Source organism: Shewanella sp. KT0246 (assembly GCF_019654955.1).
Classification (GTDB): Bacteria; Pseudomonadota; Gammaproteobacteria; order Enterobacterales; family Shewanellaceae; genus Shewanella; species Shewanella goraebulensis.
In genome coordinates, this window is sequence record NZ_BPEV01000025.1 from 16238 (window position 1) to 38766 (window position 22529).

Sequence of the window (22529 nt, forward strand, 5' to 3'; positions counted from 1 at the left end):
TACTGAATTAATGCTCAATTACTTTTCTTCATAACCATTAGGGTTAGTTGACTGCCAACGCCATGTGTCTTCCATCATTTGTTCTAGCGTCCGACTCGCCTGCCAGTTAAGCTCTTTATTGGCTTTTTGAGCATTAGCCCAAAATGCGGGTAAGTCGCCTGCTCTACGCGGACTGACCTCATATGGGATTTTCTTATCTACGGCTTGCTCGAATGCATTAACGATTTCAAACACAGATACGCCATTCCCCGTACCTAAATTAAACGCTTCAACGCCAGTAAATTGGTTGTTGGCGTTTAACCAATTCATTGCAGCAACATGCCCCTCAGCTAAATCCATAACATGTAAGTAATCACGCTCACAGGTACCATCTTTAGTTGGGTAATCTGAACCGAAAATACTCAGTTTTTCACGTTTACCCACCATGACTTGGGCGACATAAGGCAATAAGTTATTTGGGATGCCTTTAGGGGATTCACCAATTCGGCCACTTTCGTGAGCACCAATAGGGTTGAAATAACGCAGTGACACACCTCTAAATGATGGATTAGATGCTGCAGTATCAGCCATGATCCTTTCAACCATGACTTTTGTTGCGCCATAAGGGCTAGATGGCGTACCTAATTTCATAGATTCAACATACGGCACATCATTCTCTTCACCATAAACAGTGGCTGATGAACTGAATATAAAGTCATTGACTTGATACTCGGCCATTACTTCCAGTAAGCATACTGAACCGTGAACATTGTTCTGGTAGTACTCTAAAGGAATTTGTGCTGACTCTCCTACTGCCTTGAGAGCAGCGAAATGAATAACGGTATCAATATTATGCGCTTTAAAAACTGAAGATAGCTGTTGTTTATTTCGAATGTCGCCTTCGACAAACACAACTGATTTACCCGTTAAGGCTTCTACTCTTTTAATAGATTCAATGTTTGAGTTAAATAAATTATCAAAAACAACGACGTCACTGTTATTTTTTAATAACGATAAAACGGTATGAGAACCAATATACCCAGCCCCACCTGTCACTAAAACATTCATCTTTTTTCCCTGTTAACAAACACAACTTGAGTGCTGTAAATTATCTAAGCCTATGGAGTTATTACAATAATACTTTCTGATGGTTCTAATGCATACCTTTAACCTAATAAAAAACTAGTTTTAACTGCTTTATCTTTAAAAAACTATCACCGATTCAGAAACTCACAGATTAAAACTTTGGCACAATAAAATAACAAACTTATGTCATTTTGCGCTGCATATATAAAAGCATAACTTCTTTATTAGGGAGTAATACTTACAGAAAGCACACATAAAGCAAAGTTAAGCTACTGTTTTATTAATTATTTTCAACTAGCTTACAAACTTTACAAATCAGACACATTAAATTACACATTGAAACAGTAAGGGTTTAACAAACTCTGTAACATGGCCGTATAATAATATTAACTAATTTATCATAGGCAAAGCCTGTGATTAGCTTCAACAAGAGGAAGTGTCGTGGCTACTGCAAAGCAAATTATTCTACCTATAGGCATCATAGGTGTTGGCGTACTTGTTACTGGTCTTTTGGTTTCAATGCAAAAGCCACCAGAAGAAAAACCGCCTGTAGATAATACCCCTTTAGTTTCAGTTGAAACCATTAACTACAAACCCATGAAGTTTACTGTCAGTTCCTACGGTGTCGTCAACGCTAAATACCACACTGAGCTAGTAGCACAAGTCAGCGGTGAAATCACCTACCTTTCAGATGCATTTGTCAAAGGTGGCTTCATTAAAAAAGGAGACATACTAGCAAGGATAGACCCAAGTGATTACGAATCTGCTCTGTTAGATGCACAAGCAAATTTGGCTTCCGCTAAGGCAACGTTAGTCCAAGAAAAAGCTAATGCACAAGTTGCTGAGCGAGAATGGGCTGAAATAACCGACAGTAAACCAAGTGACTTAAGTCTACGCAAACCACAACTTGCACAAGAGATTGCCAAACTTAAAAGTGCTGAAGCCGGATTACTACGAGCGCAACGTAATCTTGAACGAGCCATCATCAAGGCGCCTTATGATGCATTAATTGGTAGCCGTAATATTGGTCTAGGCGCATACGTCAGTAACGGGTCGCCAATTGGTTTGGTATATAACACTGATAAAGCTGAAGTACGGTTACCACTAGCTGACAAGGAAATGCAATATTTAGATCGCAAAGGTGCCAATGCAAAAGTAACCTTAGTAGGTAACTTCGCAGGTGAAAAACAAGAATGGATTGGCACCATAGTGCGTAGCGAAGGTGTTATCGACAGTAAAAGCCGTATGACTTACCTTGTGGCTGAAATCGATGATCCCTATGGACTTAAAAAAGATCACAAAGAATTACGTTATGGCACTTACGTAACCGCACATATTGGTGGGACCCATGCAGGTCAAGTAGCAGTCGTACCTCGTCACCTTATTGTTAATGGTTTAGTTGCCACAATGGATGAAGAAAAAAAGCTACGTTATTTACCCGTTAATATCATCAGACAAGATGGCAGCAATGTGATTATTTCAAGCGGTTTAGAAAATGGTATGAATATCATTACTTCAGCACTGGACTACCCCGTTGAAGGCATGAGCGTTGCTTTACCAGAGGACAAAATATTGCAAAAAGAGCCTAAAGTAGGTGTAGATTCTGACACAGCTATAGCCATGGAAGACAAGGAATAATTCATGGAAGATACTAATAAAGGCTTAATTGCATGGTTTGCGCGCAACAGTGTTGCCGCAAATCTATTAATGATCATCATTTTACTAGGTGGTTTACTCACAGCTAACACCATACGTAAGCAATTCTTCCCCGCAGTAGAAATTAACTGGATTGAATTCAGTGCCGTCTATCCTGGCGCCGCTCCACAGGAAGTCGAAGAAGGTATTACGGTAAAAATTGAACAAGCTTTAGAAACGGTTCAAGGTTTACAGCGGGTAATTACTTATTCAAATCGAAATCAGGCAAATGGTTATTTCCGTATTGAAGATTCATACGACCCTCAAGTCGTACTTGATGAAGTTAAATCTGAAATTGGTTCTGTTTCGACGTTTCCTGCTGGAATGGAGTTTCCAAAGGTCGAGCGCATTAAAATTCGTCAAGAAGTGATGTATTTGAGTTTGTACGGTGATTTATCTCAACGACAACTGAAAGATCTTGGTGAAAAAATTCATAAAGAAATCATGCAACTTCCCAATGTTAATATCGCCGATTTTTATGGCGGATTAAATTACGAAATTAGCGTTGAAGTCAGTAAAGATAGATTAAGAGAATTCGGACTTAACTTTAATGATGTTGCAGAAGCTGTCCGCGGCTACTCACGCAATATGTCAGCAGGCCAAATTAAAGCAGAGAATGGTTACATTAATTTGCGGGTTGAAAACCAAGCTTACGTTGGCTATGAGTTTGAAGATTTACCGTTACTTACGTTAGACGACGGGACAAATTTACTATTAGGTGATGTTGCAACTGTTAATGATGGCTTTGAAGAAGGCATTCAATACTCAAAATTCAACGGCCAAAATGCAGTAACATTTTTTGTTGGTGCGGCCAAAAACCAAAGTATCACCGACGTTGCTGACACCATGAAAGAGTATATTGCCAAGAAGCAAGCACTACTCCCAGAAGGGGTAACGTTAGAGCCTTGGGTTGATATGACCTATTACCTTGAAGGCCGTTTAGACCTCATGCTAGATAGTATGAAAACCGGTGCTGTATTAGTATTTTTCATGCTCGCATTATTTTTGCGCGTGAGGTTAGCGTTTTGGGTAATGATGGGGCTTCCTGTTTGTTTCCTCGGTACCCTACTCTTTATGCCTATGGCATTTATTGATGTGACAATTAACGTCATCAGCTTATTTGCGTTTATTTTGGTACTAGGTATTGTCGTTGATGATGCAATTGTTATGGGGGAAAGCGCCCATACAGAATGCCAAGAAAATGGTCAAAATATTGATAGTGTTATTCGTGGCGTTAAACGAGTTGCCATGCCTGCGACGTTTGGTGTTTTGACCACTATAGCCGCATTTTTACCAATCACCTTAGATGACGGTCCTTCTTCGGCATTTGGTCAAGCTATTGGGTTTGTGGTTATTTTATGTCTGCTATTTTCATTAGTAGAATCAAAATTGATTTTGCCTTCTCATTTAGCCCATATGAATAAACCAAAGGTTGTCCAACCTGGTTCTAAGAATCCATTAGATTGGCTACGTAATGGGGTTAATTTTATTCAAGGAAAAATTGAAAAAAATCTAACTTGGTTTATTGGCAATATTTACAAACCAAGCCTGACCCTTGCCGTTAAATATCGCTACGCCGTGATTTCTACTTTCATCATGCTTATCGTTATTTGTGCAGCTTTATACATCAGTGGATTGGTTCGTTTTATCGGCCAGCCTAAAATTCCACATGATTTCCCACGTATCAGTCTTGAAATGAATGTTGATGCTGCAGAAACAGCTACACTTGATGCCGCTCATGCTATTGAAAAGGCATTAAAAGATGTTGAGGCGCAGTTAGAAGATAAATACGGTCAAGGAATGATTGCTGAACTTCAGGTTGAGCTTCAAGGTCGAACTCGCGCTGAAGTGAGAACTAAACTGGTTGATCCTGAATTAAGACCAATTAACACCTTTGAAGTTGCAGAAATGTGGCGTCAAGCTATGCCAAAAATTCCAGGGGTTAAGTCTTTTGAAGTCCAGGACAGTTTATTTGGTGGTGGTCGTGATGATGGTGACATTAGCTTTAGATTAGAAGGAAATGATGATGCACAGTTAATTGCAGCGTCACAAGCCTTAAAAGAGAAGTTAAATACCCTTAAAGGCGTTAGCGATGTCAATGATAGCCGTCAATCATCGGCTAAAGAAGTGCAATTTAATTTAAAACCTTTAGCTCATAGTTTAGGGTTAACCCTTGCCAATATAGCTTCTCAGGTAGGTAATAGCTTTTACGGGCTTGAAGCTCAACGCATAATCCGTAATGGTGAAGAGATAAAAGTCATGCTTCGATACCCAGAGGAGCAGCGTAATTCAATTGCACTTGTACAAGAGGTCTTAATCAAGACTCCGCAAGGCGCTGAATTACCTTTATCTGAGGTTGCTAATATCGAAGTGGTTCAAGGTGTGAACAGCATCCGCCGTGAAAACGGTAACCGTACTATTAATGTATGGGCATCTGTTGATGCCGAGCAAGCAGAGCCTTTCAAACTTGCTAAAGATATTCGTGATAACTTTATGCCAGAGTTATTGACTAAGTATCCACGAGTAAAAAGTGAAGTTTCAGGTAATATTCAAGAGCAGTTAGACAGCGCAGACACACAACTACGAGACTTTATCATTTCAATGTTGGTCATATACAGCCTGCTAGCTATACCGCTTAAATCATACATCCAACCATTTATGATCATGTCGGTTATTCCGTTTGGTGTAATTGGCTCAATGCTAGGTCATATTATTTTAGGCATCGATTTAAGTGCCCTATCTGTGTTCGGTATAATTGCAGCAGCTGGTGTGGTGGTTAATGACTCTTTAGTTATGGTGGATTATGTCAATAACTCCCGTAAGCGTGGTGTACCGTTAAACGAAGCTGTTATTAATGCAGGTTGCCGTCGATTCAGAGCTATCATGTTAACTTCGTTAACCACATTTATTGGTTTAATGCCAATTATGACTGAAACCAGTATGCAAGCGCAGATGGTTATACCAATGGCTGTATCATTAGCGTTTGGTGTTCTGTTTGCCACTGTCGTAACTTTATGCCTAATCCCTTGCTTATATATTGCAATTGAAGATATGCGCAAAATAGTCCGTAGTATTTGGAGAATGTATGACCCAGAAACTAAGGAAGAGTTACAGGCAGGCATAACTACACAAACGCCACATAGTATGAACTAAGCTAATTTCAAATCAGTTTATACAGTTAGTTTCAAAGTAATTGATAACACAAAAGCGAAACGAAAGTTTCGCTTTTTTATTGTCTGAATATATTGAATGCCTTGATGCTGTTACTGTAAACAGTACTTAAGAAGTTTACTTATTCGGCTATTTGATTAGGTTATCCTAAGAATGTCATAAACAAAGGCTATTATGGCAAACTAATAAATATTCAGCTGCTATCTAAACAAGTTAACGAATCAGACTACATAATCGAATTTCTTATTTTTTAGCTTTTATTAGTTACTTGTATTTATCAATTATTTTTACCCATTACCTTAAACACTAATGCAAAGGGAACCATCGTGTTCAGAAATAACAAGCTCACAAGATTACTATTAGCTACAAGTGGACTCCTTTTTTCTTTATCCATTTTTGCAGGGAGCAAGCCACCAACTCAAACTCAAAAAGATGATGTTCAACCAATCCAGCAATATGTATTACTGGTATCTATCGATGGTTATCATCACAATTACAATGAGTTACATTCGCCAAAGAACATCAATCAATTTGCAGATAAAGCTGCGACAGTAAAGTCCTTCATCCCTTCTTTTCCTACAGTCACATTTCCCAATCATTTAACTTTAGTGACTGGTCTTTATCCAGCAAATCACGGGATTATTTCTAATCGCTTTTATAACCCAGTGCTAGAACGTGAGTATGCTATGAATATTCATGATGCAGTTACAGACGGACAGTTTTATCAAGGTACACCGTTATGGTCTTTAGCACGCCAACAAGGTTTGAAATCAGCCACCTACTTTTGGCCGGGCTCAGAAGCAGAAATAGCCGGTTTTAGACCAAACTACTGGTTAAAATATGATGGTAGAACACCAAACGAAGAGCGAGTACAGCAGGTTATTGATTGGTTTAATTTACCTGTAGATGAGCGACCACAATTTGTTACTTTGTATTTTTCTGATGTAGATAGTGCTGGCCATCACCACGGTCCTGAAGCACAGCAAACTTACGATGCTGTTCAATATATAGATAAAATGATTGGGGACCTGCTAACGGGTTTAGATGCCCTACCATTTAATGTCAATGTCATTATCACGTCAGATCATGGCATGGCTAAAGTTGATGAATTTGATCGAATCTATACCGATAAACTTATTGCGGATAATGAACAGCTCATTGAAAAATTCACTTTCAATAACGATGCTGCATTTTCCTTAGTTACCGCAACAGGTAAAAACAAAACAGCCGATTTATTAGCACTCAAGCTATTAGTTGATAAAGTTGATGGCCTCGAGTTTTACTTACAAAAAGATATTCCTACACATTTGCACTTTACTAATAACCCATCTATTGGTGATGCCATTATCATCAGTAATAATCACTATATAACGAGTAGTGATGCAAAACCTGGGGTAATTGGTAAACATGGCTATGACCCGAGAGTTATAACAGATATGAACACTGTGTTATATGCTCAAGGGCCAGCATTTAAAAACAACGTCATGGTAGAAAAAGCTGAAAACATTCACCTTTACCCACTAATTGCTGAAATTTTAGGCTTAACCATAACTGAAAAAATTGACGGCGACTTAACAGTACTGAGTCCTCTGCTAAGTCCACAACTCACTGACAAGTCATCTTAATTATAGATATGATTAGCTTATTATTAGCAATTTAATAACTAATCATTCTAAAGCTTGCCTACCAAAAGAAAGGAAAATTCTTCACTTTTTTTGCTAAGTTTGGTGTTAAAAAAGCCAGAAGAACATATTGTCTTCTGGCTTTTTTTGTCACAATCTAAGGTAGCTATTTGATAAGGATTACGAATTTTCCGAAGCCATAATCTTATGGTATAGCTTGTCTTTCATATCAACACGGTGTTGCTTCAAATCATGTATTGATTCATCGGATATTGGAGAATCTTTCAATTCTAGTTCGCGAATTTGTTGATCTAACTTATCATATTGTTTTAACACTTCTGCAAACTCTGCATCGCTGTTATTCAGGGATGTAATTGTATCTAAGTGATCTGGGAATTCATTTCTAAGAGAGTGATTTTCACCTAACATAAAAGCCTCTTTTTTGTTGATTAATCAGTAATACACGAATAAAAACAAATCTGTTTAAGTAGCAATCGAAAGCTTATATAAAATGTAGATCAACCAAATTAAAATTCAAGCACTTTTTTACTTCACAAGCCAGTTAGAAGCGCGCAATTGAAATAGATAACTTGCAGAGAGTTCGTAGCGACGTTTCAAATCAAACATATGTCTAAATCATAAAGAAAAATCAGGTCGATTTTTATAAAACTTGCATATACACCAAAGAATCACTGTAAAATAGTTAACTTATCTCTTTTAGCTAATACTCCAATTGGTCTTAATATGTTGCCTATCGAACAATCTCCTTTCAATAAAGTTACCATTATAGGGAACGCAAATGGCGACTGGGCAGCGGCTAATCACGGTTATACCATTATCTTCAATGGTACTGTGGCTACTGGTAACCAAATAATTAATGTGTGTAATGGACCTTATGCGGGATCAACTGAAGATTTTGTTGTTACAGGTGAACACAGCCAATGGTTAACTAAACAATTATCGCGTGTCGCAAAAGAGCTTGAAACAAAGCTCCAATGCTGGCCTTCGTCAGGCCTAGTGTGCTTTGTATTATTCAGCCAATTAGGTATCGAACTGTCTCTGTCAAGAATGTCTTTGCTGCCAAGCTTAAATAGAGGCAGTGCGCTATCAGAGTCAGAACATTTACCTTGTGTCGTTCATAATTGGCTAGGCGAACGCAGAATAGCAATTGAGTATCACTTGAATGCTAAAGACATAAAAATTAAAGGCAACTTTAACCAAGCAAATTGGCCCGAGTTACTTCTTTTAGAAGAGACTGAAACTTATAAACCAAGTCCAGTAGAAAGCCAAGAACAATTAAAATTACTGACTTCAATAAATAATGGCGATGAAGATCCCTTTACACAAATTATGCATTTGTCTGAGCAAAATCACAAAACGAAATCAGGGATACTAAACTTAGGTTTATTAAGTCAGCTACCACTATCAATTTGGTTAAAATATTTGTCTCAGCAAAAGTTACTTGTTATCGAGCAACTGTTTTTTAATCAATCTCCTGAAACATCGAGAGGCTTTTGGTACCTATCGGATAATGAAGCTTCGGCGTATTTAGATCCAATACGATTAAAATTAGCCTTGTGTCAGCAGCATTTACTTGGCTATAACTAACCGTTTCTATTTAATTCTTTAAGTAGGTTAATAAATAAAGCTACCTATCAACACCAAAGCCTTATTTATCATTACTGTATTCTCTGCTAAAACTATCGTTACAAGGAATTGTGGTTACAACCTATTTTAAAAGGAAAATTTAATGAAATGGCTGCCAAATTTGTCATTAGTAACACTCACAACCATTAGCGCATTCTCTATTAGCACATCTATAAATTTCGCTTATGCTGAACAACCTAAGTTAATTGTTCAGATAACGGTTGATCAACTTCGTGGAGATTTACTATCTCGTTATCAACAACACTTTTCTGAAGAAGGTTTTGGTTATTTGATCAATGAAGGTATCTATTACAAAGAAGCTCATCATCAACATGCCATTACAGAAACCGTAGTTGGGCATACCACATTAGCAACAGGTGCTCATCCTTCTGCTCACGGTATGGTGAGTAACTTATGGTTTGATAAACAACTCCAACAACCTATTTATAATGTGCAAGATAAAGCTCATCCTCTATTAAGCGCTAATGCTGCTGTAGATACTAAAAATGAAATTGATCCAACACAGAAAGCCAGTAAGGTTGAAGGACGCTCGCCAAAAAATATTATGGCAACCACATTCAGTGATGAACTAACCGCAAGTAATAATGGCCAATCTAAAGTTTTTGCTGTTTCAGTTAAAGACCGAGGTGCTATTACACTCGCAGGTCACACTGGTAAAGCTTTTTGGTTTTCAAAGTCTGCTGGCGAATTTGTTAGTAGTGATTATTACTTTGACCAATATCCTCAATGGGTAACAAATTGGAATAAACAAAATCCAATTTCACAGTACGCCGATACTCAATGGGCATTAACTAAAAACAAAGATCAATATATATTTGGCGACAATAATCCCCATGACTGGAAAACAAAGTTACCAGGTTATGGTGTTACCTTCCCCCACAATTTTGGCCCTAGTGATAACCCTTACTTCAGTACATTTTTAACAGTCAGCCCCATTGGTGATGAAATGACGGCTAATTTTGCTAAACAAATTATTATTGAAAATAAACTAGGTCATCGCCAAGTCAATTCAAGCAAACAAAACAGTAACCCTGTAACTGATTATCTATCAATAAGTTTTTCATCAACTGATTATGTCGGTCACATTTTTGGTCCCTCAAGCCTCGAAGCTGAAGAAAACTTATTAAGACTTGATCGCACCTTAGCTTCGCTATTCGAATATATTGATAATAAAGTCGGTTTGGATAACACATTAATAGTATTGTCTGCAGATCATGGCGCACCTGAAGCGCCTGGATATTTAACTCAATTTGGCATAAAAGCTGAACATTTTGATTTATCCTCCCTTGAAACAAATGAAGAGATTCAATCACTTAAATCAAAATGGAATATTAAAGGTGACTTGTTTGCCAATGCTTGGCAGCCATATATCAATTTAGACCATGATAAATTGGCTAAACAAAAGGTATCTTTAGCACTAGCATCTAACGAAGTAGCACAAGTACTAAATAGTGTTGCAGGCATTCACCGTGCCTACAGTTTTGACGATCTTTTAAACGGTAATGTACCTAAAGATGAAATAACTCAAAAGGTTCAAAATAGCTTTTACCCAAGTCGCTCTGGTGATATATATTTAGTATTTGAACCTAATGTGTTTGTTGCAGATTTTGACGGATTAAACGTAGCATCTGTTCACGGTTCGCCTTGGCGATATGACACCCATGTTCCTATCATTTTTGCAGGCTTTGGACTTAAGCCGCAAGTAATCAATAGACCTGTAGCCACTGTTGATTTAGCGCCGACCTTAAGCGCGATTGTTAATATCAACGCCCCTTCCAGTGCTGCTGGTTACCCATTAAAGGAAGTGATTAAATAACAATCTAGCTATAATTTTTCTTTTAACATGCTTCTGACTACTTCATTAAACGGCTGAATTTATTCAGCCGTTTTCGTACTTAATAAGTATTGGCCACAGTACTCATTAGGAAAGCAGTAAATTTTTACTGTTGATATACCCTTCATTTTTTTCAAATAGACACATCTTAAGTGTTGGATAATTGTTAATTAGACCTTAGACTGGAGTTAACTAATTAAAAATGCAGTTTTAATATGAAATTCAATCAGCTAGTTACCATTATTTGTATAACCATGCTTTCTTTTTGTTATCACAAAAGGGCTTACTCTGCTGATTATGTCGGTGTCGAACAATGTGTAGACTGCCACCAGCAAGAGTATAACGATTGGAAAACTTCACACCACAACATGTCTATGAGGCATGCCTCTGTAGAATCAGTTTTAGGTGACTTTAACAACGCAACATTGGCTGTAAACGAACAAACCCATCGTTTCTTCAAAAAAGGAACCGATTATTGGGTCAATACTAAAGGACCTGATGGAAAGTTTCATGACTATCAAATCAGTTATACCTTCGGTTACGAGCCTTTACAGCAGTATATGGTCAAATTCCCTGACGGACGTGTGCAACTTATCCCACTTGCATGGGATAGTCGTGATAAGTCAAAAGGAGGTCAAGTTTGGTTTCACCTCTACCCTTATATGGAAGTCCATGATGAATTTTTTTGGACCAATAATGGCCAAAATTGGAATTATATGTGTGCTGATTGTCATTCCACAAACGTGAATAAAAACTATGACAGTAAAACAAATACCTATGATACGACTTGGTCTGAAATCAATGTCGCTTGTGAAGCTTGTCATGGGTCAGCAAGTGACCATATTAAGTGGTCAAAACAACCTATCGAACAAAACAGTAATATGGGGTTTAATCGTAATTTAGCACCCAAAGTTGGCTCTTGGGAATTTAATAAAGGTAAAAAGATACTTAAACCCAAGCAGTTATCAGACTCAGACCAATTGAACACTTGTGGTCAATGTCATAGCCGTAGAGCGCAACTAAATAATAATCATGACCATCTAAAATCCGATTTTTTTGATAAATACATGCTTAACGCCATCACTCCAGAATTGTATTATCCTGACGGCCAAATTTATGATGAAGTTTTTGTATTAGGATCATTCAAGCAGTCTAAGATGCACAAAGCTGGCGTCGTATGTACCGACTGTCATAATCCTCACAGTAATAAACTAGTAGCACCTAAAGAAGCTATTTGCTTTAAGTGTCATGTCCCTAATGAATATACTGCTGCTAAACATAGCCAACATCAAGAAGGCAGTGAAGCCTCGTTATGTGTCACTTGCCATATGCCCAAAACAACCTATATGGAAATAGACCCAAGAGCCGATCATAGCTTTCAAATACCAAGACCAGACATTAGCCAACAAATTGGTACACCAAATGTTTGTACAAGTTGCCACACCAAAGAAACCAATCAATGGGCTATTAATGCATTAGCAAAACAGTTTCCTAATTCTAGTTACCAACAAAGCGATCATTTCGCGATAGCATTTGCACAAGCTGGCGCTGGAATACCAATTAGTGGTGACTCGCTGTCTTACATTGCTCAAAATAGTCTCGAAGCTAATATTATTCGCGCTTCTGCTCTTTCAAGAATGGATAGATTTCCTGGTCAAAATGCCATGGTTGCAATAATGCGCGGGATAAAACATCAAGACCCTCAAATAAGAATAGGCGCTATAGCAGGTTCTGCTGCTTATCCATTTGAAGATCGCTGGCAAATTATCAGCCCATTATTACAAGATCCTGTTTTTGCCGTTAGAACAGAAACTGCAGGCGCGTTAGTTATTAATTGGCAAAATATGAATGCTAACCAACAAGCATTGTTAACTCCTGCTTTAAATGAATACATCGAAATACAGCAGTTTAATTCTGATAGAGGTTTTGGGTTAATGAACCTCGCTAATATCCACCGTGCTAAAGGAGAAGTTAAGCTAGCCGAACTAACTTATTTAAAAGCGATAGAGATTGAACCCATTTTTGCCACTAGTTATGTGAATCTCGCTGATTTATATCGCCAACTTGGTGATGATGACAAATCACTAGTGCTGCTAAAGAAAGGAATTAAAAACCAACCTCAATCAGCAACATTACGTTATAGCGCAGGTTTAAACTTATATAGGCAGCAGCAACTTAAATATGCAATAGATTACTTCACTCAAGCAACTGAAATTGAAGCAACAAACGCGCAATATTGGTACGTTTTAGGTTTAGCCCAAGAAAAAATAAATGTTAGTAAAGCAATGGTATCTATATCGAAAGCCTACGATGTGGGCAGAAACCCACAACACCTTTATGCTTTATGTGAATTTAAAATTAAGTATCGAGACCCAACAACTCAAGCGTGTTTAGATAGACTCGCTAAAATTGTTCCACCGCAGGTTATCAAACAACTTACAGGTGGTTAAAGTCGAATTTAAAATTACAATTTATGCTATTAAAACTTTGCCCATAAACTTCTACTTCTATTGTAAGGGCAAAGTTATTTTATTGATTTGTTTGCAAGCTAAGTTTTAACCACTGAAACTAAGCAAATTGTTTCCATTAAAATATTAACTAATCAAATTGGTTTTAGAATGCAGTTAAATCTATGGATACAGCTATTCAATAATCGCATTTGCAAAAAGTGCAATCGGCATTACTAAATCTGCAATAAGCGACTGTTTATTATGACTTAGCGCAACAATTTCAAATAAATCACAAACATTTCACCGCTCACTAAATTAGCATTTTTTGATTAAAATCAAATCAACAATCATTGTTTCAAATAAAATCCAATCAAGTGTTTTAATATTGATTCAAATCAATATGACCCTTTTTTTAACTCTTTATATTGTGTTGACGCAGTTTAATCCTCCAACATGGAAAAGGTTAAAACATGGATACACATGCAGCTTTATATCAGCGGTGCAAAACCCGCTTAGAACAATTAAAACAAACAGCGCCTCGCCAAACCGTAACACTCGATGAAAAACTAAAAGAAAACGGTATTACGAGACGTGAATTTATGACTTGGAGCGCATCTGTTACCGCTCTACTTGCCCTACCACTCCCTTTTACAAGTTTAGTTACCGAAGCCGCAGAGCTCGCAGATAGAGTCCCGCTAATTTGGTTACATATGGCCGAATGTACTGGTTGTTCTGAATCCCTTATACGTACCGACACTCCAAACCTTGATAGTTTGATATTTGATCATATTTCCTTGGAATATCATGAAACCTTGATGGCAGCATCAGGTTGGCAAGCAGAAGAAAATCTAGAACACGCGATGGAAGCTTATAAAGGTAACTATCTTTTAGCAGTTGAAGGCGCAATTCCAACAGCAAATAACGGTGCATTTTTAACGGTTGGTTGTAAAGGCCATACCGGGATGCATATTGTAAAAGAAGCTGCAGAAGGTGCTGCAGCAATCATCTCAGTGGGGACTTGTGCAGCATTCGGTGGCGTTCAAGCAGCAGCACCAAATCCTACAGGTGCAAAAGGCGTGCAAGATGTAATTAATAAGCCAGTCATTAATTTAGGTGGCTGCCCTCCAAGTGAAAAGAACATCGTCGGTACATTAATGTACTTCATCATGTTCGGTAAACTCCCAGCCTTAGATATGTTTAATAGACCTAAATGGGCATATGGCGCACGAGTACACGACAACTGTGAAAGACGTGGACGTTTTGATGCTGGTGAGTTTGTAGAAACATTTGGCGATCAAGGCGCAAAAGATGGTTACTGCCTTTATAAAGTAGGTTGCAAAGGTCCTTACACTTACAACAATTGTCCAACGGAACGTTTTAATCATCATACGAGTTGGCCAGTATTAGCGGGGCACGGGTGTATTGGCTGTTCAGAGCCGAACTTCTGGGATGATATGGCTGATTTTGAAAAACCATTAGGCAGACAATTATTACATGGGGTAGATGCTACAGCAGATACCATTGGTGCAGTCATACTCGGTGCGACTGTTGTTGGTATTGGTGCACATGCCGTTGCAAGTCTTTTTGCTAAGCCTTTAGAGGAATAACCCATGAACAAACGTGTCGTAATTGATCCTATTACTCGAATTGAAGGCCATCTGCGTGTTGAAGTCGAGGTTGATGAAAATAATGTCATTAAAAAGGCTTGGTCTTCTTCCACCCTTTGGCGTGGTATCGAAGTTATTTTAAAAGGCCGTACACCAATGGATGTCGGTTTAATCGTACAGCGAATTTGTGGTGTTTGTACCTACTCTCATTATCGCTGCGGTACTGAAGCTGTTGAAAACGCACTAGACGTTAAAATTCCACTTAATGCCAAGTATTTGCGTTCGTTAATGCAAACATCATTGTATATGCATGACCATATTGTTCATTTTTATCATTTACATGGATTAGATTGGGTAGATGTGGTTTCAGCGTTAAGTGCTGACCCAGCACTCGCTGCACAAGAAGCACTTAAGTACACAGCAAATCCTATTGCAGCTGGCGAAGGTGACTTACGTGCTGCGCAAGAGCGCGTTAAAGGCTTAGTTGATACCGGTAAATTAGGTCCATTTGCTAATGCCTATTGGGGAAATAGAACCTATAAATTTACCCCAGAGCAAAACCTAATTGCGTTATCTCATTACCTTAAAGCGCTTGAAGTTCAGCGTATTGCTGCCGAAATGCTTGCAATCTTTGGCGGTAAATCCCCTCACCCTCAGTCTTTAGTGGTCGGTGGTGTGACTTCCGTACGCGACATGCTTAGCCCTGCAAGGTTACAAGAATGGAAACAAAAGCACGCAATAGTTCAGGACTTTATTTTACGAGCTTACAAAGCCGATATTGTCATGGCAGCTGCCGCTTTTGGTACAGAACCTAGTGTGCTGGGTGGAGTCAATGTTAAAAACTTCATGGCGACCAATGATTTCGTATTAGCTGATGGACAATACATGTTCGATCAAGGCGTTATCATGAACGGTGATTTAGCCGGTGTTAGTGATATTGACCCTGACTCGATTAAAGAAGATGTCACCCATGCATGGTATGACGCCGATAAAGCTCAACATCCATATGAAGGTACGACCGTGCCAAACTATACCGGTTTTGTTGAACGCGATACGGTTTATGGCAAATTACCTACTGTTGATGGCGACGGCAAATATTCTTGGGTTAAATCCCCAAGATACAAAGATGAACCCGTCGAAGTTGGACCGCTTGCATCATTACTTGTGAGTTACGCCCGAGGTAACAAGGTCGTTGTTGATTCAGTGAATGGTTTACTTGAAGCAACTGGATTACCCATCGAGGCTTTATTTACTACATTGGGACGTACAGCAGCTCGCATGCTTCAAACGGTGATCGTTGCAGAAGAAGGATTAAAAACCTTTGATGCGATGCTAGTAAATATGCAATCAGATGAAAGCACCTATGTCACTCCAGAAATAGATTCCAGTAAAGATTATGTGGGGCACGCCATGATTGAAGCGCCACGAGGAATGTTAAGCCATTGGATTAGGATCAAAGGCGGTAAAATAGAAAATTACCAAGCTATTGTTCCTACCACATGGAATGCTGGACCTGTTGATGTCAATGGCAAAGTGGGACCGTATGAAGCCTCACTCATTGGTTTAGAGCTTGAAGATCCAAGTAAACCTCTTGAGGTCATTCGTATTATTCACTCTTTTGATCCTTGTATGGCTTGCGCCGTTCACGTCATGGATTACAAAGGTACCAGTTTAGGCGAGTTTAAAATCGATCCCAACGGATTTTAACTATTTAGCCAATCAAAGAGGAATTAATTATGACTCAGGTTGCTACCCACCATAGAGAATTGATTTTCTCGCCTGCTATCCGAATTTTTCACTGGATAAGGGCGTTATCAATTGTGGTGCTTATCGCTACTGGATTTTACATTTCTTGGCCATTTCTAGTGGCACCAGAATCATCTGATGTATTAGTACAAGGATGGATCCGATTTGCCCATATTATTTTTGGCTTTGCATTAACGAGTATCACCATTATCCGTTTTTACTTGTTTTTCTTTAGTAAAAGATCGATAGAAAGGCGCTCGATGAAAGATGTAATGAGCATTAAAAGCTGGATTACCCAGATAAAGTCTTACATCTGGATGGGTCACCTAGATAAAGCTGGTGTATATGGTCCATTGCAGTTTGTTACATACGTGGCTATTTCATTTGTAGCCTTGTTTATGTGTATTACTGGATTAGTACTTTACGCCAATGTCTATCATGAAGGTTTGGGCGGAATAATTTGGGATGTTTCTGCGTGGTTTACCGCAATAATGGGTGGTTTAGCACAAGTGAGGATCTGGCACCATATCCTGACTTGGGTATTCATTGTGTTCATGGTAATTCACGTTTATATGGCCGTTTGGTCTGGTATTCGATTTAAACATAACTCAGTCGATTCAATCGTATCTGGCTATGACTACCACAAGGATCACTAAACTTTGTCTACCACCCTACTTATTGGGATAGGTAATGTATTGTACGCCGATGAAGGTATCGGCGTACATTTCGTTAATTATATCCAAGAGAAATATCAGTTTACTCATCCGACTGACCAATTAGATTTACTTGATGGGGGCACATTAGCTCAGGGGCTTATTCCGATCTTATGTAAATACGACAACCTAATTGTGGTCGATACCGTTAATAGCCCTGGTGTTAGCCCCGGTGAAGTTTATTCGTTTAATTTTGACCAAGCACCACCTGAAATTGATTGGCAAGGTAGTGCGCATGAAGTTGAAATGTTGCAAACCCTTATCATGATGGAAATGGTTGGTGATAGGCCAAATACTCATGTTGTTGGCGTAACACCTACAGTAATTGAACCAATGACCTTAGGACTTACTAAAACTATCCAAGCAGCAGTTCCTACTATGGAAAACGTATTGCTCAAACACCTTAAAGAGCGTGGCTTTAGTTACCAGCAACAAGCGGAAGTGGATATCAACGAGCTTATCCCTGATTCATATAAACGCGGAAACTTACAATATGCCTAAAATTTGTTTTAATTTTCACTGTTATCGCGACATCCCCTTATATGCAGATCTCTGTAATCTTTATCTCGCTGATAACCGTTTCGATTTTACCATTGGTCACCTCATTAATCATGACCAAAAAACCAAACATGCCCAGTTTGAACAAGTACATACCTATTTTTTAGAAGTTGAAGGCTTAGAGGCAGAACTCGGTGATCTAGCAGATGAAATTGCGACAAAGTTTCTCTACTCTATTTGGCTTAAAAGTGCTGAAGTAATAACTATTGAACATAGATTAGGCACTAAAAACTGTTTACAACATCACGTCGTAAACCAACGATTCTGTAGTGAATGTGAACCTAAGTTGTCAGACATAAATGCAATCTATGATATCTCTGATAACTGTCAACAATGCTTTGGTCATAAAAAGCTACAAGACTATGAACTAGGTTTTAAACAGCAAGATATTTGTGACGTTGTCGACAAGATTGTTCAAGGAAAAGAAGTTTGTTTAGGGGAAACAGCTAATCAAATTTACCTAAGTCTTAATTCAATAAATCTGACCAACCCAATTCAAGATTTTGAAAATCAAGCTAGGCCTTTGCAACAAATATTATTTACCCATCCACAAGTAATCACTTCATCTTTTATTGTCAATGAACAGCAAGCATTAGCGTTATCAAGCTTTGAAAAACCGTTTATCAAACTTGCTCCGAATAAAAACTTAGATGCTATCAGTGAACATGAAAAACAACATTTAATTGCCAGTTACTACGATGTCACATTTGCTGATAGCCGACTGCTGATTAAGATAGCTGCATTACTAAAACATAAAGGGATTAACTGGTTATTCATCAATAAACCCAATATAACAAAAACGAGCAATACTCTAAGAGTGACTTGGTTGGATAGTGCTTGGGTTCAAACTACAACTCTAAGTGATATATCCATTGAAGCACCATTGCCAAGACATGATGACAATCGTTACCTTCAATATGATGTCTCATACAAAAAGAATGTACTCTCTTGTCACATAGATAAACATGCTGAGATCACGAGTACCAGTCATATAGCGAGTAAGCCGCTTGCCGGTATTGATGCTGCAATATGTGCCATGCATTCTGGTTTATTAAGCACAGGCTGTATTACAAGCGCTAAAGGCTTTTTCGAAGCCACTTCAACACTTAAAAAACTCGCTTGTATCTACTTTTCAAGTCAGCAATCGAGTTCTGTGATTACACAAAATGAACAAGGCGATATCAATTCATTCCTACAATTACCGATTCTCCCTCAAAACGGAGTTGAATTGATTCAAGAGTTAACCTCTTCTGATAAAAATACCATATTTAAAAAATATAATGATGCTTTCCCTGATACCGTGACACTGGTTTCAGAGTTTAATCTAGCACCTAATGAACGTCTTGATAGCTTACAGGCATTTATGGCTTATGCTGCGTTAATCGTGCTACCGACTGAAGAAATATCCTCAAGTGGTCACATTTCTCCACATTTACTGAGCCAAGAACTAGCCAATAAATTCCACGCATTGGCTCAAACCTACCAAGGTAACAATGCTCCAAGAATCGATTTTCCATTGTGTGCCATTAACAGTGATGACGATTTTTCCGTCCATAACCGTTCAATAAATTGGCGAAAAACACTGGCCAGTTTAATGAGTTTCAAATTAGCTGGAGCAAATCCAGCTATTTTAGCTTTTGGCTTTTTCGACTCATTTACCGATTATTTAAGTAATTGGATTGATCACCTAGAGCAACAGCAAGGCATAGACGCTGTGGTTTTAGCTGGTAGCGATTTTAGCTACGAGGTGCTCGCAAACAGATTATGTATTCGACTAGGTAAAAACTATCCACTAGTGGTTAACAGACAATTTGACTTGGATGGAGCCAATATAGCGATTGGCGGTATGTATCTTGCCAAGCGACGTCGTTAGGAGCAATTTATGACTATTCATAGTGGTTATCGACAACAAGTTATTCTGAATATTAATGGGATCGTCCAAGGTGTCGGTTTTAGGCCATTTGTTTATCGCCTTGCAACTCAATCAAATTTGTATGGTTCTGTATTAAATAATCAACAAGGAGTGTGTATTCATCTGCAAGGTATGAATACTGACATTAATAAAGTTGTCCACCAACTTAAAGTTAACCCACCTCCTCTGGCGCGTATTGATAAGTTATTAATTAAAGAAGAAGCTATTGATTACTCATTAAAGGATTTTGTTATTGAAAGCAGTAGCAGCCATGAAGATGCAATCGTTTCTATATCTGCGGATAAAAGCGTATGCGGAGATTGTTTAGTCGAAATGCGCGATCCAAACAATCGTCATTATCAATATCCTTTTACGAACTGCACTAATTGCGGCCCACGCTATAGCATTATAAATAATTTACCTTATGACCGAATCAATACGTCAATGGCGGATTTTGTGATGTGTGATGAATGCGCCTATGCCTATAACGATCCTCTTAATCGACGATATCACGCTCAACCTGTTAGTTGTCCTAAATGTGGTCCGCAACTGAGCTATGTTCGATGCAATACTGAACAAAAAAAAGCATTAACCGTCAATGCTGATGTCAGTTCTAAGCAAATTATTCATCAGATAGTAAATGATTTAAATCAAGGAAAAATCCTAGCAATTAAGGGACTTGGTGGCTTTCATATTATCTGTGATGCAACTAATGATGCGGCAGTCAAACGGCTAAGACAGCGTAAGCAACGTAAAGCCAAACCCTTTGCAGTAATGGCAACTGATTTAACTAATGCTAAACAAATGGTTGAAGGAACAGCAAAAGAATGGCAAATCATAAACTCTGCTGAGAAACCCATTACGTTAATGTACAAACGGTCAGATATTAAAATTAATTTAAGCCCTGCCATTGCACCAGAACTTGATACCTTAGGTGTGTTTTTACCCTATACACCATTGCATCATTTATTACTTGAAGCATTCAAAAAACCGATCGTTGCAACGAGTGCGAATGTATCTGGATTACCCATTATCATTGATGGGAACGAAATCAAACGTCAACTTTCACATGTCGTCGACGGCATAGTGGATCATAACCGTCCGATCGTTAACGCTTGTGATGATAGTGTCGTGCAAGTTATTGATGAAAAGATACAAGTAATAAGATTAGCTAGGGGCTATGCGCCACTCAGTATTCCTCTAGAGAATAAATTACAACATCAACTCCTCGCTGTAGGTGCTCAGCAAAAAAACACTCAGTGTTTTGCATTTAATGAAAATGCTTTTGTGAGCCCTCATATCGGCGATTTACATAATCTGGAAACCAACCAGTACTTTGAACAAACCTTAGCCACATTCAATCGTTTATATCATTTTAATGCCGAACAAATCATTGCTGATAAACATCCTGAATATACCTCTAGCCAGTGGGCTGAAACGCAAGCCATTAACCAACACTTATCACTTGCCAACATACAACATCATTATGCCCATGTATTGAGCGTTCTTGCTGTTAACAACTATCATAAACCAGTATTAGCATTTAGCTTTGATGGTACTGGTCTTGGGGATAATGGCGAGCTATGGGGCAGTGAATGCATGCTTGCTGATGCGCATCAATATGAAATTAAATCACACTTTAAATCATTCAAATTGATTGGCGGTGAACAAGCGATAAAGCAGCCAGTGCGAATATTATTAGCCCTGTTATTTGAAACCATGTCTGTTGCTGAAATTATGTCGCTGCCAATTAATGCCATACAGCAAATGGATAGTACAACGGTTAACAACTTATTCAATATGTGGACGAATAACAGTGCATGTATTGAATGCCGCTCAGTGGGTCGCATATTCGATGCCGTTGCTGTCGCGCTTAATTTAATCAATCAAAATGATTTTGAAGCACAAGCTGGTATGCTGATTTCCACTCACGCCAATAAAGCGATAGCGTTAAACAATCAGCAGCCCATTTCTAGTGATGATGCTAGAACTCCATTAAGTTTGACATCTGACATCGCACAAAACATTCATGACATAGATAAAGCAGCTAAAAATATTCAAATTCAGGTATTTAAGCCCGCCTTTCTCGTCAACCAACTCATTACAAGACTCAATCAAGATAAATCAAACACTAGCATTAGTGCCTTACCACAGTTGATTAATCAATTGTGTTTGGAGTTTATCGACAGCATTAGCCAAACAGTGGCAGATGTAACCGAGCAATTTCCTAGTCATAAAATCGTGCTATGCGGTGGAGTATTTCAAAATAAACTCTTGTATGAGATGACCTTATGTAAACTTTCTCAGCTAGACAATACCAACGAAATTAAAATAGAAAACCGGATATTACCAAGCAGATTAGTACCGATTAACGATGCAGGAATTTCTCTTGGACAAATTTGGTATGCATATCAACAGCTAAATAGATCACAAACACAGCATTAAGCGTTTAAAGAGTTTCACTTTGCTGATGTTAATCAAAGAATCA

14 protein-coding genes are annotated in these 22529 nt (G+C 38.4%); 12 read left to right on the forward strand and 2 right to left on the reverse strand.

Annotation, left to right across the window (positions count from 1 at the left end):
* Positions 1 to 18: 18 nt before the first annotated feature.
* Positions 19 to 1047, reverse strand: coding sequence for a UDP-glucose 4-epimerase GalE (galE, locus tag K5Q58_RS13485; protein WP_220754443.1), 1029 nt, complete (start codon positions 1045 to 1047; stop codon positions 19 to 21).
* Between the two features lie 459 nt (positions 1048 to 1506).
* On the opposite strand from galE, the gene K5Q58_RS13490 reads away from it, so the two are divergent.
* From K5Q58_RS13490 to K5Q58_RS13500, 3 genes are all read left to right on the forward strand, one after another.
* Entirely contained in the window at positions 1507 to 2703 is a 1197-nt protein-coding gene (locus K5Q58_RS13490; protein WP_220754444.1) for an efflux RND transporter periplasmic adaptor subunit, read from the forward strand.
* A 3-nt stretch (positions 2704 to 2706) separates the two neighbouring features.
* Positions 2707 to 5913, forward strand: a complete 3207-nt coding sequence (locus K5Q58_RS13495) for an efflux RND transporter permease subunit (RefSeq protein ID WP_220754445.1) — start codon at positions 2707 to 2709, stop codon at positions 5911 to 5913.
* 344 nt (positions 5914 to 6257) lie between these two features.
* Positions 6258 to 7556, forward strand: coding sequence for an ectonucleotide pyrophosphatase/phosphodiesterase (locus K5Q58_RS13500; RefSeq protein WP_220754446.1), 1299 nt, complete (start codon positions 6258 to 6260; stop codon positions 7554 to 7556).
* A gap of 177 nt (positions 7557 to 7733) precedes the next feature.
* Here K5Q58_RS13500 and K5Q58_RS13505 read toward each other — a convergent pair whose 3' ends face one another.
* The gene (locus K5Q58_RS13505) at positions 7734 to 7982 is read right to left on the reverse strand and encodes a YdcH family protein (protein WP_220754447.1); all 249 of its coding nucleotides are present in this window, start codon (positions 7980 to 7982) and stop codon (positions 7734 to 7736) included.
* A gap of 315 nt (positions 7983 to 8297) precedes the next feature.
* On the opposite strand from K5Q58_RS13505, the gene K5Q58_RS13510 reads away from it, so the two are divergent.
* The 9 genes from K5Q58_RS13510 (at position 8298) to hypF (ending at position 22486) form a co-directional block, all read left to right on the forward strand.
* Positions 8298 to 9161 carry a hypothetical protein gene (locus tag K5Q58_RS13510; RefSeq protein ID WP_220754448.1) on the forward strand — a complete coding sequence of 288 codons (864 nt, stop codon included), beginning with the start codon at positions 8298 to 8300 and terminating at the stop codon, positions 9159 to 9161.
* A 142-nt stretch (positions 9162 to 9303) separates the two neighbouring features.
* On the forward strand, positions 9304 to 11037 hold the full coding sequence (locus tag K5Q58_RS13515) for an alkaline phosphatase family protein (RefSeq protein ID WP_220754449.1): 1734 nt from the start codon (positions 9304 to 9306) through the stop codon (positions 11035 to 11037).
* Between the two features lie 233 nt (positions 11038 to 11270).
* Positions 11271 to 13505, forward strand: coding sequence for a multiheme c-type cytochrome (locus K5Q58_RS13520; RefSeq protein ID WP_259651339.1), 2235 nt, complete (start codon positions 11271 to 11273; stop codon positions 13503 to 13505).
* Positions 13506 to 13975: 470 nt separating this feature from the next.
* Positions 13976 to 15112: a nickel-dependent hydrogenase small subunit gene (gene hyaA / locus K5Q58_RS13525; RefSeq protein WP_220754450.1), complete on the forward strand. Its 1137-nt coding sequence runs from the start codon at positions 13976 to 13978 to the stop codon at positions 15110 to 15112.
* Between the two features lie 3 nt (positions 15113 to 15115).
* Positions 15116 to 16819 (forward strand): nickel-dependent hydrogenase large subunit, encoded by a 1704-nt coding sequence (gene hyaB, locus K5Q58_RS13530; RefSeq protein ID WP_220754451.1) that lies wholly within the window; start codon positions 15116 to 15118, stop codon positions 16817 to 16819.
* 29 nt (positions 16820 to 16848) lie between these two features.
* Positions 16849 to 17514, forward strand: a complete 666-nt coding sequence (cybH, locus tag K5Q58_RS13535) for a Ni/Fe-hydrogenase, b-type cytochrome subunit (RefSeq protein WP_220754452.1) — start codon at positions 16849 to 16851, stop codon at positions 17512 to 17514.
* A 3-nt stretch (positions 17515 to 17517) separates the two neighbouring features.
* Entirely contained in the window at positions 17518 to 18072 is a 555-nt protein-coding gene (locus K5Q58_RS13540) for a HyaD/HybD family hydrogenase maturation endopeptidase (RefSeq protein WP_220754453.1), read from the forward strand.
* The gene (locus K5Q58_RS13545; protein WP_220754454.1) at positions 18065 to 20002 is read left to right on the forward strand and encodes a hypothetical protein; all 1938 of its coding nucleotides are present in this window, start codon (positions 18065 to 18067) and stop codon (positions 20000 to 20002) included. Before K5Q58_RS13540 ends, K5Q58_RS13545 begins: the two co-directional genes overlap by 8 nt.
* Before the next feature lie 9 nt (positions 20003 to 20011).
* Positions 20012 to 22486, forward strand: coding sequence for a carbamoyltransferase HypF (gene hypF / locus K5Q58_RS13550; RefSeq protein WP_220754455.1), 2475 nt, complete (start codon positions 20012 to 20014; stop codon positions 22484 to 22486).
* Positions 22487 to 22529 lie beyond the last annotated feature (43 nt).

Excerpts from the sequence above, each read along its gene's own strand:
- galE (WP_220754443.1), bottom strand. The coding sequence starts at position 1,047 with ATGAATGTTTTAGTGACAGGTGGGGCTGGGTATATTGGTTCTCATACC.
- K5Q58_RS13495 (WP_220754445.1), top strand. The coding sequence starts at position 2,707 with ATGGAAGATACTAATAAAGGCTTAATTGCATGGTTTGCGCGCAACAGT.
- K5Q58_RS13505 (WP_220754447.1), bottom strand. The coding sequence starts at position 7,982 with ATGTTAGGTGAAAATCACTCTCTTAGAAATGAATTCCCAGATCACTTA.
- K5Q58_RS13510 (WP_220754448.1), top strand. The coding sequence starts at position 8,298 with ATGTTGCCTATCGAACAATCTCCTTTCAATAAAGTTACCATTATAGGG.
- K5Q58_RS13515 (WP_220754449.1), top strand. The coding sequence starts at position 9,304 with ATGAAATGGCTGCCAAATTTGTCATTAGTAACACTCACAACCATTAGC.
- K5Q58_RS13520 (WP_259651339.1), top strand. The coding sequence starts at position 11,271 with ATGAAATTCAATCAGCTAGTTACCATTATTTGTATAACCATGCTTTCT.
- hyaA (WP_220754450.1), top strand. The coding sequence starts at position 13,976 with ATGGATACACATGCAGCTTTATATCAGCGGTGCAAAACCCGCTTAGAA.
- hyaB (WP_220754451.1), top strand. The coding sequence starts at position 15,116 with ATGAACAAACGTGTCGTAATTGATCCTATTACTCGAATTGAAGGCCAT.
- cybH (WP_220754452.1), top strand. The coding sequence starts at position 16,849 with ATGACTCAGGTTGCTACCCACCATAGAGAATTGATTTTCTCGCCTGCT.
- K5Q58_RS13545 (WP_220754454.1), top strand. The coding sequence starts at position 18,065 with ATGCCTAAAATTTGTTTTAATTTTCACTGTTATCGCGACATCCCCTTA.
- hypF (WP_220754455.1), top strand. The coding sequence starts at position 20,012 with ATGACTATTCATAGTGGTTATCGACAACAAGTTATTCTGAATATTAAT.